Below are 13,107 nucleotides of genomic sequence, written 5' to 3'. Positions count from 1 at the left end.
GGGGAGGATCAGGGGCGGCGGTTGGCGGCTATCGCTTTCAGCGCGTCGCTGGCGATGATCCGGATCGGGGCACCCTCGGCGCGGAGAGCCTGCGCCCTCGAATAGGCGACGCTCGACCGGGTCGCGCGGCCGAACGGCTCGCGGCCGGCTACCACGAGCAGCGTCGTCGAGCTGCCGACCCCGGTCATTACGCGCGCGCCCAAGCCGGCGGCGATGTGCGCGAGCTTGCCGTCGCGGGGTTCGCCGAGGATCACGACGCGGTCGCCTTTCAGCGGTCCGTCTGCTGCCGCCGCGGGTGCGGGGCCGGCGACGCGCGGCGGGGCGAGCCAGTCGTCGAGTGAGAGGCCGGTGTGTTCGCTTGCCTTGACGATCACCCAGCCGGCGGCGCGTGCATCGCTGAGCGCGTCGTGATGCTTGTGGGTGATCCCGAGATAGCGCGCGAGGAGGCCGAGGCGGTGGCTTTCGAGATCGGGCCAGGCGCGCTTGGCGACGCGGACGCTGTCGAGCCAGGTCGTCTCGATCATCGCGCGGTCGTGGACGCGGCAGGCGGCGGCCAGTGCGCCCTTGTCGAAATAGGAGTGCGCGACGGTGGTGCGGCCCGACAGATGGCCGTGGACGATCGCGTGGACGTCGGCGAAGGTCGGCTGGCCGACGATGTGATGCTCGGCGATGCCGTGGATCCGGGTGTTGAAGACCTCGAATATGTCACGCGGGTCGACAAGCGTTTCGTACTCGAAGATCTCGCGGCCGTTCTTGAAACCGACGATGCCGATCTGGCAGATGCTGCTGACGCGCGAGCAGGCGGTCTCGACGTCGATGACGACGAAATCGGGGGCGTCATTTTGTGGGGCAGTGCTGTGCGTCACGTCGCTCATGGGTCTGCCCTGACGATCAAGCTGGGCCAAGTAAAGATGGGCTGATCCTCGCCCGGCAGCGGGGGCAAAGACTTGCGTCACGTTACCGAAGCTGACTGTCCTTGCTGCCGCGGCGGTTGAAGAGTGCGGAGGCGGGGCGATCGCGGCCGCTCTGGCAGGCGACACAGGTGCGTACGCCGGGAATCGCCAACCGGCGGCCTTCGGGGATGTCGTCGCCGCACTGCGCGCAATACGGCTCGCTTTCGCCGGTCGGCATGCGTGCACGCGCGGCCAACACGGCGTCCATCACCGTGTCATCGATCTGATCCTGTACCGCGCCGTCGCGTGTCCAGCCGCCCGCCATTGCCTCGTCCTTTGTTCAACCTCTTCAAGAATATGGGTAATCATGCTGTCCTTTTCCAGACGCGGACGGGCGGCGCTGTGGCTGCGGGCTTGTGGATCGGCCGCATTCGGGCCACGCTCGGGTCAGCTCATTCCGAAAGGTCGACGATGAACCGCTCTGTCCGTCTCATGCTTTGCGCCGCCCCAGCCTTGCTCGTCGCGAGCGCACCGACCGTGGCCAGTGCGCAACGGGTGCCTGCGCCGATCGCCGCCGCGGTGGCTGCAACGACGCGGACGCCGGCCAATGTCGCGCGCGATCGCTATCGCCACCCGGCGCAGACGCTCGCGTTCTTCGGGGTGAAGCCGACCGATACGGTGGTCGAGATCTGGCCGTCGGGCGGCTGGTATACCGAGATCCTCGCGCCGCTGACCGCACGAAGCGGGGCGTATTACGCGGCGGGCTCGTGGGAGAAGGGCCTCAACGGCGTGCGCGCGATGCAGGCCAAGAATGCCGCGACCTATGGCAAGGTTCGGCTGGCGGCGTTCCCGGCGGAGGCGGGGAAGCCGGGCGTGCCGGATGGCAGCGCCGATGTCGTGCTGACGTTCCGCAACATCCATAACTGGCGCTTCGGCGGCGTGGATCAGGCGCGCGCGATGTTCGCGGCGATGTTCAAGATGCTCAAGCCGGGCGGTACGCTGGGGGTCGTCGAACACCGCCTGCCCGAGACGCGCGATGTCGCTGCCGAGGAGAAGAGCGGCTATATGAAGCCGAGTTCGGTGATCGGTTTCGCGACCGCGGCCGGGTTCAAGCTGGCGGGCAGGTCCGAAGTCAACGCCAATTCGAAGGACAGCGCGGACTGGCCGGGCGGCGTCTGGACGCTGCCGCCGAGCTATGCGTTGAAGGACGTCGACCGCGCCAAATATGCGGCGATCGGCGAGAGCGACCGGATGACGCTGAAGTTCGTCAAACCGCGGTAAAGCGTTGCTTGCAGCGGTTTGACGCCCGGCCTAATCCTCGACGATAGCCGCGTGTTTGCGGTGGGGGAATTTGCCGGTGTCGATCAAGCTGCTGCTCGCTGCGTTTCTTGCAACCACCGGCGCGAGCGCGGCGGTCGGGCAGGCGTTGCCGCCACCGACCGCGCAGGCCGGCGACAGCGCCGAGGATACCAGGCTCAAGGCGCTGTTCTACGCGAGCGACGAGGCGAGCCTGAAGCGCAATCCGGTGTCGGCGATCTTCCGCGGCGACCTGCGCTATGCGGATCATCTCGGCGACTATCTGACCGACGCCTTTACGGCTGCCGAGCGGGCGGCGGCGGAGGCCGACCTCGCCGCGCTGGGCCGGATCGATCGCGCGAAGCTGTCGGCGGTCGACCAGATCGCGTATGACGTGTTCGAGACGAATACGCGGATCACGCTGCGCGGCTATGCGCCCGATCTGCTCAAGATCCAGCGCGACCTGCCGATGGATCATTTCTCGGGGTTCCAGACCTTCTATCCCGATTTCGCGTCGGGGCAGGGCGCCGCGCCGTTCAAGACGCTCGTCGATTACGAGAATAATCTGAAGCGTAACGCCGAATATGCCGCGGTGCTCGATCGGGCGATCGGGCTGTTCCGCGAAGGGATGAAGGACGGCATCGTCCAGCCGCGACTGGTGGTCGACAACATGATCGGCCAGTTCGACAATCTGATCAAGGAGGGCGTCGAGCGCTCGACCTTCGCGGGGCCGCTCAAGACGTTCCCGGCGAGCGTTAGCGCGGCGGATCAGGCGCGGTTGCGGACGGCGTATGCCACGCAGATCCGCGACGTGATCCTGCCGGCCGAACAGCGGATGCGCGATTTCCTCGCCAACGAATACCGCGCCAAGGCACGTGACAGCGTGGGCCTGTCGGCGATCCCGGGCGGGGCGAAGCTGTATGCGTATCTGATCGAGCAGAACACGACGTTGCCGCTGTCCGCGGACGCGGTCCACTCGCTGGGGCTTTCCGAGGTCGCGCGGTTGCTGAAGGACATGGAAACGCAGAAGCGGGCGGTTGGCTTCAAGGGGACGTTGCCGGAGTTCTTCACCTATCTGCGGACCGATGCGAAGTTCGCGCCTGCGTCGGCCGAGAAGCTCCGCGAGGGCTATCAGGCGATCGAGACGAAGATCTACAAGCGGATCCCCGAGCAGTTCTCCCTGGTGCCCAAGACCAAGCTCGAAATCCGCGCGGTGCCGGCGTTCAAGGAAAAGACCGAGGCGGGCGGCTCGTATCAGGGCGGTACGCCGGACGGGACGCGGCCGGGCGTGTTCTATTACAACACCTATGACCTGCCGTCGCGCTACACTTGGGAGATGGAGACGCTGTTCCTGCATGAGGGCGTGCCGGGGCATCATTTCCAGATCAGTCTCGCGCAGGAGAATACCGCGCTGCCCGCGTTCATGCGGTTCGGCGGGAATACCGCCTATGTCGAGGGCTGGGCGCTGTATTCGGAGAGCCTGTGGAAGGAACTGGGCGTCGAGACCGATCCGTATCAGCGGATGGGAGGGCTGAACGACGAGATGCTGCGCGCGATGCGGCTGGTGGTCGATAGCGGCATCCATGCCAAGGGTTGGACGCGCGACCAGGCAATCGCCTACATGCTCGCCAACTCGCCGATGGCGCGAACCGACGCGACCGCCGAGGTCGAGCGCTACATCGCGATTCCGGGGCAGGCGCTGGCGTACAAGATCGGCCAGCTGACGATCGCGCGGACCAAGGCGAAGGCGAAGGCGGCACTGGGTGCGAAGTTCGATCCGCGCGGCTTCCATGCGCAGGTGCTCGATACCGGCGCGCTGCCTATGCCGGTGCTGGAGAAGAAGATCGATCGCTGGATTGCCGCGGGCAGCGCCACGCGCTGACGGCATTCCAGAAGAATACCAAAATGATTTTTTGAATGTTGACTTGGGTTCGGTGACGGGGGACGATCGACAATACCAAAATGGGATCTTTCAAGATCACCGGAGGGATGAGGTTGAATTTTTCGGATTTCGAGCCGGCGGTCCAAGGCGGGGTTACCGCGGACGAGCGTGCGGTGCGGCTTGGGCCGAGCCTGTCGGGCACCAACCTGGAACGCGCGGGCGATTATAACCAGCGCGTCGTGCTGCAGGTGATCCGGCGCAATCCGGACATCACCCGCAGCGAAATCGCGGCGATGACCAACCTGACCTCGCCGACGATCGCCAACATCACGGCCAGGCTGTTCGACGCCGAGCTGATCGTCGATGCCGGCCGCCGCACCGGTGCCCGGGGCCAGCCCGCGGTGCGGTTGCGGATCAATCCCGATGGCTGCTTCGCGATCGGCCTCAACATCGACCGCGATCATGTGACGTTGGTGTCGCTCGATCTGGCGGGCACGGTCCGGTCGCGGTTCACGCGGCAGATCGCGTTCGCGATGCCCGAAGACGTCGTCGCGATCGTGCGGACCGGTCTCGCCGAGATCGAGCAGAGCGGCGTGATCCGCGCCGACCGCGTGCTCGGCGTCGGTGTCGCGCTGCCCGACGACCTCGGTCGCGTCGTCCTGCCGCACCGGCCCGAGGGGTATGAGCGCTGGGGCGAGGTCGATCTCCAGGCGCTGCTCGCCGACGTCGTGCCGTGGTCGATCCATATCGACAACGACGCCGCCGCCGCCGCGATCGGCGAGGCGCAGTTCGGCAGCGGCCTCGATCACGCCAGCGTCTTCTATATCCTGATCAGCGCCGGGCTCGGCGGCGGGATCGTGATCGACGGCACCTATTATCGCGGCGCCGATGCACGCAGCGGCGAGATCGGCTTCCTGCCGCTGGTGGGCGATCCGTCGCGTGTCTTGCAGGACGTCGTATCGCTGTCGGCATTGGCCGAGCGACTTGAAACCGCGGGGCTGTCGATCGCCGGACTCGATCCGACGCAGATGTTCTCCGAGGCCCACGCGCCGCATCTCGAGACCTGGATCGAGGAGGCGTCGACCGCGCTCGTGCCCGCGCTGACCGCGATCAACTGCCTGATCAATCCGGCCGCGATCCTGCTTGGCGGACGCCTGCCCGATGCGATCCTCGATCGTCTGGCGGCCGAAACGTCGTGCAAGTTGACCGCCGCGGCGCCCAATATCCCGGCCTCGGCACCGATCCGCCGTGCGACGTTATCGCGCGATGCGCCGGCGGTCGGCGCGGCGATTCTGCCGTTCCTCGACCGGATGCTCCCCTCCGATGCGATCCTGATCAAGTCCTGACCAAGCCCCGAAAAAGTCCTAGCTCTGGGACGATCAGGGCGTGTCGCGTAACCCGCAGATCGCCCCACGAAGATCGGTGCGGGCCACCGGTCCGGTCTGTTCGAACGCGACATAGCCGCGTTTGCCGAGCGAATAGGCCGGCCAGTGCGGCAGCCCGGCGCCGTTGGGATTGCCGGTCTTCACAAAATTCGCCCAATAGGCGGCGAGTGGCGGCTCGCCCGGTTTGGCTGGGTTGAAGACGTAACCGAGCTCGCTGGCGTGGCTGACGGTGCCGCCCGGTGGCGCATAGTCGAACTGATATTGCCAGACCGGGACGCCGACGCGCGTGAGGGCTTTCGAGAACGCGACGGTGGGGCAACGGAAGGTGAGGTCGTTGGCGAGCTGGACGGTGACGTCGCCGAGCCTCGGGTCGGTGACCGGGGTAGCGCCCGGCTGGAGCCCGTAGAGCGTCGCTGCGCGATCGGCATTCGGTCCGAATTCACGGCGGATCGTCGCGGCCGCCGCGGGCAGGCCGCCATGCAGCGTCAGTTCGCGTGCATTGATGCCGGCGATCAGCGGCGCGCGCGAGACTTTGCCGGTGGCGAGCAGATGCGCGGGCGTATCGGTCAGGACGCGACCATCGACCACCGCCTGCAACCAGATGAAGCTGTCGTCGTCGAGATCGGGGACGTCGACCGCATCCTGCGCCGTAAGGATGGTGTCCACCGGCAGCGTGCGGAGCTGGGCCGCGGTCGCCGCCGCGGGTAGCCCGGCGGTCGTGGCGATCAGCGCACCGAGCCGCTCGTTCTGCGCGAGGCTCCGCGGGGCGACACCGAAGCCGGCCGTCCCGCTTTCCTGGATCGCCTGCGCGAACAGTCTGCGCGAGGCTGGGGCTAGGCGGTGTAGCGCGACGTCCTGCGCACCGGCGGATTCACCGGCGATCGTGACGCGGCGTGGGTCGCCGCCGAATTGCGCGATGTTGCGCTGGACCCAGCCGAGCGCGGCCTGCTGGTCCATCAATGCGTAGTTGCCCGAATGGCCGCCTTGTTCGCGGCTGAGCGCAGGGTGCGATAGAAAGCCGAGCGCGCCGAGCCGGTACTGGACGCTGACGAGCACGATGCCGGCCTCGGTGATCTTCGATTCCACCGTGCCGCCGCCAGCGCCGGCGCGGTTGGCACCGCCGTGGATCCAGACCATGACGGGGAGGGGCTTGGCGCCGGTGCCGACACCGGCGAGCTTGGGCGTGCGGACGTCGAGGAACAGGCAGTCTTCGGCACTGGTCTGGGCCGCGGCGCGGTTCCAGTCGCCATAGACGAGCTGCGCGCAGGCGGGGTGCTCGGCGATCGTGTCGACGGGACTCGTCCAGGGTGCGGGGCGCTCGGGCGCACGCCAGCGCAGCGGGCCGACCGGCGGTTTGGCGAAGCGGATGCCACGGAACACCGCGCCGCCACCGGTGAGCGCGGCACCGCGGACCGGTCCATCGTCGGTACGGACCACCGGGCCAGAAGCAGTCGGAGCAGCAGCGGCGGCGAGCGCGAGCGCTAGGATCACCGGGCGATCGCCTTCGGTGCAGGCTTGGCAAGCGCCGAGCGGATCGCGGCCTCGGCGCCCGGGCCCATCACCGCGTACCCCGCCTTGTTCGGGTGGACGCCGTCATAGGTCAGACTCGCGCGCAACGCCTTGCCGTCATGCAGCGCGGTCCAGTAATCGGCATAGGTCGAGTTGGTCTGCGCGGCGTAGGTCTTGAGCCACGCATTCATCGCGGCGATCTTGTCGGCGGTTTCGAGACCCGGACGCCACGGGAAGTTCGCGGCCGGCGGGATCGAGGCGAGGATGACGCGGATACCGTGCGCGCGCGCGAGTTCGGCCATCGTCATGATGTTCGCCTTCGACTGATCGGGCGTCATCGGCCCCGTATTGCCGGCGATGTCGTTGGTGCCTGCCATGATCTGTACCACTGCCGGCTTCAGGTCGATCACGTCCTGGCGAAAGCGCAGCACCATCTGCGGCGTGGTCTGCCCGCCGATGCCGCGACCGAAGCGGTTGTTGTCGGCAAAGAACGCCGGGACCATGTCGAACCAGCCTTGCGTGATCGAATCGCCGATGAAGACCACGCGCGGCTGTGCGCCCTTGGCGGGGACTGCCGCATTGGCCTGTTGATAGCGGCCGAGCCAGGCCCAGTCGGTGTGCAGCCGGTCTTCGGCTTCGCGCGCCGCCTTGGCCTTGGCGTCTTCGGTCTGCGCGACGGCGGGCGTGGCCATGGTAACCAGCGAGAGGGCAACGAGCAGGGACTTCATCGTTCGGTCTCCAGGATCACCGCGGCGCCACCCGACGCGGCCAGTTCGAGGGTCAGGCTGTCTGCTTTGGTTACGGTCGTCCGCCCGGTTACCAAGTCGGTTGGCGCGGTGCCATCGGTCCAGCGACGCGCGACATATCTGCCGGTGCCGAGGAAGCCGAGCGGGAGCGTCACGGTGCGCGCGGCATCGGTCATGGCGCCGATATACCAGCGCTTTCCCTTGCGGCGCGCAATCGCGACATAGTCGCCGATGTCACCCGCCAGGAAGCGCGTCTCGTCCCAGGTCGCCGGCACGTCGCGGAGGAAATCGAGGCCGGGCTGGCCGCGATACGCGTCGGGCGAGTCCGCGACGCTGCCGAGTGGGCTCTCATACACCACGTACATGGCGAGGCCGGCGGCGCGCGTCGTCTGGACCTCGGGCGCGGTCGCGGTGATGCGGAACGTCGCGGGTGTGCGGTTGCGATACCCGCCCGGCGTATAGTCCATCGGCCCGGCGAGCATCCGCGTATAGGCGAGCGTGATGTTGTGCCGCGCGGTGATCCGCCGCGTCCATTTGTTGTATTCCGCGCCGAGCACACCCTCCTGGGTGATGAAGTTCGGCCAGGTCCGCGTCATGCCCCATGGATGCGTCGCGCCGTGCAGGTCGAGCAGCAGGTGACGCCTAGCGGTCGCCGCGGCGAGACGGTGGTAGAAGCCGATCATGACCTGGTCGTCGCGGTTCATGAAGTCGACCTTGATCCCCTTGAGGCCCCATGCCGCAACCTGGTCGAGGATCCGGTCCATATCCTGGTCGAGCAGCTTCCAGTGAATCCACACGATCAGGCCGACGCCGCGCTGGCGTCCGTACGTGACCAGTCCGGGCAGGTCGATCGCCGCGATTGGCTTGGTCGGGTCGGCGCCGGGGCGGAGCGTCGCGCCGTCGCCGCTGTTTGCGTACCAGCCATCGTCGATCATCATGTACGGCAGCGCGGTCTGCGCGGCGAAATCGATGAAGCGCTTGATCGTGGCGTCGTTGGTACCGGCATCGGGGACGCCCGCGAGGACCGGGCCGGACCACCAGTCCCAGGCGGTCTTGCCGGGCTTTACCCACGAGAAGTCGCCGGCTGGCGCGGAGTTGAGGCTGGTGAGCAATGTGTTCTCGATCAGCGCACCGGGGTTGGCGCCGACCATGACGACCCGCCACGGCGAGCGCAGACCGGCGCCGACCTCGGCTTTCACCGCGATATCGGGATCGTCGGGGCGACGGGCGAGCTTGGCGGCGACGCCGAGCGCGCCGGTCTCGGTGCCGGTCAGGTACATTGCGGGCCAGTCGGTGACGTCCGCCTCGGCGAAGGCTAGCGCCGGTCCGCCATTCCCGGTCGCGCAGACCAGTGGCAGTTCGTAGAGGTTGTGCGGGCGGATCGCCGAAGCGCGCACCGGATCATATTCCCCCTCGTGGCTGGTGCCGAAGCTGCCGAGATTGAGACCGTGACAGGCATAATCGGCGGGGAAGGCGAACTGGCTCAGTTCGTTGGCAATTCGCACTGAGGTGAGGGTCGGCTGGCGGGGAATAGCGTAGCGGAACGCGATCCCGCTGTCGTAGGCGCGCAGGACGATATCGAGCTTGCGCCCGGTTGCGGTGGCCTCGGCATAATGGACGACGATCTCGTTATAGCGTTCGTCGACGCGCGATACTTTCCCTGCGGGCAGCGTGTAGCGATCCGCGCCCGACCGACGATCGATGGTCGCGACCTTCAGTCCGTTCGCGAGCTTGGCATAATGTTCGAACTCGAGCCCGAGCGTCGACGGGGACAGGAGCGTCTGCCCGGCGACATCGAGCCGGTAGGTCGGCTGGTCCTGGTCGTTGGTGCCCAAAGTCACGGTGATGCGCCCGTCCGGCGAGGCGAGCGACTGTGCTGAAGCCGTGGCCGAGACAGTCGACAGCAACGCTGCGGCGAGGATCAGGCCCTTCATCGTGCCACCACGCGCGATGCGGCGACGTTCCAGCCGCGTAGGGTGACGCTGGGCGACGATGCCTTCGCGGTCGGGTAGCGGATCTCGATACTTCGGGTCTCGCCGGGGAGCAGCGAGACGTAATTGTCGCTGAAATACGCCGGCAGGACCTGCGTGCCGTCGGCGTTCATCACTGTCAGCTTGGTTTCGATCGCCGGCGTCGCGCTAGCGTTGGTCAGCGTCACCGTCGCGACGGTCTCCGCGCCGTCGATCCGGGTGGTCGCGGTGCTGCCGAGCGTCACGGTGGCCAGCGTGTTGAGCGCCTGGAACGCGGCATCGTCCTTCGCTTGCCAGTAGAAGTTGGTCGACAGCCGCTTGCCTGCAGCATCGGTGGCTTCGAGCCGGACCAGCGCGACGCCCTGTTGCAGCAGCGGCGCGAGATCGAGCGTGAAGGCATCGGTGGTCGCCTCGCGCGGCGCGGCGATCGTCGCGGTGCGATCGGCGAGCGTGCGGTTGTCGAGGCTGACGACCTTGGCGGTGACCTTGACGCCGCGCAGGTCGGCGAGCCGGTTGTTGACCAGTACCACCTTCCAGTCGGGCAGGTTCATCTGGACATGGATCGGCTCCGACGCCTTCTTCACCCCGTAGAACGAGGCCTGCGTGTCATAGTCCGACGAGAAGATCTGCCACGCCGAGGACGGCCAGGCGGGTTGCGTCATCCACAGCATCCGGCCGCTATGCTCGGTCCACAACCGCGCGTTCATCCCCTCGAAGATAGCGCGGTACGATTCATACTGCATCATCTGCGCCTTGCGCTCGAAATCGGCGAGACTGGTGCCCGCGCCGAAACGCGTCCCGAGCACGTCCATGTACGTCTTCACCGCGCCGTTCCCGGTCTGGTGCCAGTCGTGATAGGCCCACATGTCGCTGATCGGCCACTGGTCCGCCGCGGGGATCGCGCGCTGCCACGCCTCCAGCGTCGGCAGCGACGGCGTGCCGCTTTCGACCGAGAAGCCCTTGGCGTGTTCGGTGAAATACTCGACTGGCGGGCGCCAGTTATACGGACCGGAGTTCTGGAGGTTCACGCGGTTGGACGAGCCCATATAAAGCCGCGTGCCATCCTCCTTGTCGATCAGCGTCTCCAGCGCCTCGTTGAGGATCGGCTGCGGCACGCCCTCGTTGCGGCCGAACCAGGCAACGATCGACGGGTGGTTGCGATAGCGCTTCACGACATCGGTCGCGTTGGTCATGAACAACGCCGGATCCTGCGCCTCGAGATTGTAATCCTGCGTCGATTCCCAGAAATCGTTGAGGATCATCAGGCCGTATTCGTCGGCGAGGTCGTAGAAAGTGTCCTCGGTGTTCTGGCCGACCCAGTTGCGGATGATGTTGAGATGCGCGTCCTTGTGGAGGCGGAAGAACGGCTCGAGGCGCGCGCGATCGACGCGCTTCATGAAGTCGTCCATGCCTATATTGCCGCCGCGCGCGGCGATCTTCACGCCGTTGACGCGGATCACGAGATAGGGGGACAGGCCGTCCTGGCCCTTGATCGGGGTCACCGCGGGTGAATTCTCGGCGCCGGGGACGAGACTCGCGGCCCAGCCATTCGATACCTTGCGGATGCCGGTGTGCGTGCCGTCGACGATCCGCTCGCCACGCTGCCGCGCCTTCGAAAGGTCGATGCCGATGCGGTCGAGATCGCCGTCCTGGTCCATCAGCGAGATGTCGTAGGTCACCTGGCGAATGCCGAAGCGGACGCGCCTGGTGTCGTTGGTGGCGCCATCGACGGTCGCGGTCAGCGTGAGGTCGTGCAGCGCCGGGTCGCCATACCCGTTGGGCCACCAGAGCTTTGGATTGCGCACCGTCAGTTGCGGGAAGTCGGTTGGCTTCATCACCACGGTCGTCGTCTGGCCGGCTGCGAGCGTCACCGGCTTCTCGACCGAGACGCCGTCGAACGCCGCGCGGACGATCGCGGTGACGGCGCGGTCTGTGGGATTGGCGACCGGCACGCCGATCTCGATCTCCGCGATGCTGTTGTCCGCCTTGGGTAAGGTGGTGACGACCTGCGCGTCGCCGAGTGTCGCCGCGCCGCTCGTGGTCAGCGTCACGCCGCGCCACATGCCGGTGTTGCGGTCGCGGATGCTCGGGATCCAGTCCCAGCCTTCGGTCGCGACGAAAGTCGGGCCGTCGAGCATCATCATCCCGCCATTCTCGCCGACCCCTGCGGTCAGCGATTCCTCGTGCGCAATGCCGGGATGCGGCGGCGGCGATACCTTGACCGCGATCGCGTTGCGACCGGGGCGCAGCTTGCCGGTGACGTCGAACCGCCCGCGGACGAACGCACCCTTCATCGTGCCGATCGGCGCACCGTTCAGCCAGACTTCGGCGCTGTAGTTGACGCCGTCGAAGGTGAGCATTTGACGCTTGCCCGTGGTTTCGGTCGGCGCGTCGAATTCGGTACGGTACCAGTAATCCTGCCGCGCGAGGCCTTCTGGGATCGTCATGTTGTTGAGACCGTAGGCGGGGTCGGCATAGACGCCGCGGTCGACCAGGGTCGTCAGCACCGTGCCCGGCACCGTCGCGACATACCAGCGCGAGGCATCGAACCCGGCGCGGCTGAGCGTCGTGCCCGGCGCGGTCACCTTGGGCGCTTCGGCCAGTTTCCAGCCCGCGACGGTCCATTCGCCGGGACGGACCGCGACGATCGCTGGGCCGGTCGGCAGCGGTTTGGCGACCGGCGCGGGGAAGGGGGCCTTCGAGACGGGGCGCGTCCACGCATCCTGCTGGACGGTCTGGCCGAGCGACTGGCGGACCTGCACCGGCCAGTCGGGGCTGCCGTTCTGATAGAGCGTCAGCGCGGGATCGGGCGTCGCGCCCGCCTGCGTACGTACCGTTGCGGCATCGAGCGCGCCGACCTGCAGCGCGAACCCCGCGACGCGGCCCGCGAAGAACGGACCGGCCCCCCGCGGGGCGATCGTCGCGACCGGGGCGACCGGGGAGACCGTCAGGCGACGCTGCGCCACCTGCCGCCCGTCGACGAACAGCCGCGCCTGCGTACCGTCGAAGGTCGCGGCGACATGATGCCATGTGCCCGCCGTGATGCGCGCGCTGGCGGTCAGTATGCCGGCTTCGGTGACGAGGCTCGGGCGACCCTGATCGAGCGCGAGATAGCGGCGCGCGCCGGTCGCGGCGTCGCCAAATCCGGCAACCAGAGCGGTACCGTTCGGGATCGCTTTCGGTTCGAGCCAGGTCGACATCGTCCAGCTCTGCGCGTCGATTGTTGCCGCGCGATCACCGCCGATCGCGGTCCTGACGCTATCGCCGCCCGCGGGCGCGACGACGTTGATGGGGCCATAGGTCTGCGACGTCGCCGCCGTGGCGCCGCACAAGGCCAGCGTCGAAATCGTGCTTGCGAACAGACGGTTGCGCATTCCTATCCTCCCAGAAGCGGGATCTTGGTCGCCCCGCCGAACTGCGCCGCAT

At 67.3% G+C, this 13,107-nt stretch carries 9 protein-coding genes; 3 read left to right on the top strand and 6 right to left on the bottom strand.

From position 1 onward, the window contains the following. Nucleotides 1–8 precede the first annotated feature (8 nt). On the bottom strand, nt 9–875 hold the full coding sequence (locus tag C8J46_RS00780; protein WP_132734160.1) for an exonuclease domain-containing protein: 867 nt from the start codon (nt 873–875) through the stop codon (nt 9–11). 82 nt (nt 876–957) lie between these two features. After that, a complete protein-coding gene (locus tag C8J46_RS00775) occupies nt 958–1,218 on the bottom strand; it encodes a DksA/TraR family C4-type zinc finger protein (protein ID WP_132734158.1) in 261 nt (86 codons plus the stop codon). A gap of 146 nt (nt 1,219–1,364) precedes the next feature. Between C8J46_RS00775 and C8J46_RS00770 the strand changes: the two genes are divergently transcribed. The 3 genes from C8J46_RS00770 (at nt 1,365) to C8J46_RS00760 (ending at nt 5,417) form a co-directional block, all read left to right on the top strand. Beyond that, nucleotides 1,365–2,174 (top strand): methyltransferase domain-containing protein, encoded by an 810-nt coding sequence (locus C8J46_RS00770; RefSeq protein WP_132734155.1) that lies wholly within the window; start codon nt 1,365–1,367, stop codon nt 2,172–2,174. Nucleotides 2,175–2,250: 76 nt separating this feature from the next. Continuing rightward, a complete protein-coding gene (locus C8J46_RS00765) occupies nt 2,251–4,071 on the top strand; it encodes a DUF885 domain-containing protein (RefSeq protein WP_243643146.1) in 1,821 nt (606 codons plus the stop codon). Nucleotides 4,072–4,178: 107 nt separating this feature from the next. After that, nucleotides 4,179–5,417 (top strand): ROK family transcriptional regulator, encoded by a 1,239-nt coding sequence (locus C8J46_RS00760; protein ID WP_132734153.1) that lies wholly within the window; start codon nt 4,179–4,181, stop codon nt 5,415–5,417. A 33-nt stretch (nt 5,418–5,450) separates the two neighbouring features. On the opposite strand, the gene C8J46_RS00755 is transcribed toward C8J46_RS00760, so the two are convergent. From C8J46_RS00755 to C8J46_RS00740, 4 genes are read right to left on the bottom strand one after another with little or no spacing between them, the layout of a single operon-like run. After that, entirely contained in the window at nt 5,451–6,947 is a 1,497-nt protein-coding gene (locus C8J46_RS00755) for a carboxylesterase family protein (protein WP_243643145.1), read from the bottom strand. After that, on the bottom strand, nt 6,944–7,693 hold the full coding sequence (locus tag C8J46_RS00750; RefSeq protein WP_132734151.1) for an SGNH/GDSL hydrolase family protein: 750 nt from the start codon (nt 7,691–7,693) through the stop codon (nt 6,944–6,946). Before C8J46_RS00750 ends, C8J46_RS00755 begins: the two co-directional genes overlap by 4 nt. Continuing rightward, a complete protein-coding gene (locus C8J46_RS00745; RefSeq protein WP_132734149.1) occupies nt 7,690–9,645 on the bottom strand; it encodes a glycoside hydrolase family 97 protein in 1,956 nt (651 codons plus the stop codon). Before C8J46_RS00745 ends, C8J46_RS00750 begins: the two co-directional genes overlap by 4 nt. Then, a complete protein-coding gene (locus C8J46_RS00740; RefSeq protein WP_132734147.1) occupies nt 9,642–13,055 on the bottom strand; it encodes a LamG-like jellyroll fold domain-containing protein in 3,414 nt (1,137 codons plus the stop codon). The genes C8J46_RS00745 and C8J46_RS00740 overlap by 4 nt, the downstream gene beginning before the upstream one ends. Between the last annotated feature and the right edge of the window lie 52 nt (nt 13,056–13,107).

Source organism: Sphingomonas sp. PP-F2F-A104-K0414, assembly GCF_004340945.1.
Lineage (GTDB): Bacteria > Pseudomonadota > Alphaproteobacteria > Sphingomonadales > Sphingomonadaceae > Sphingomonas.
The sequence above is the reverse complement of the archived record's forward strand: the minus strand, read 5'-3'. Positions and strand labels throughout refer to the sequence as shown.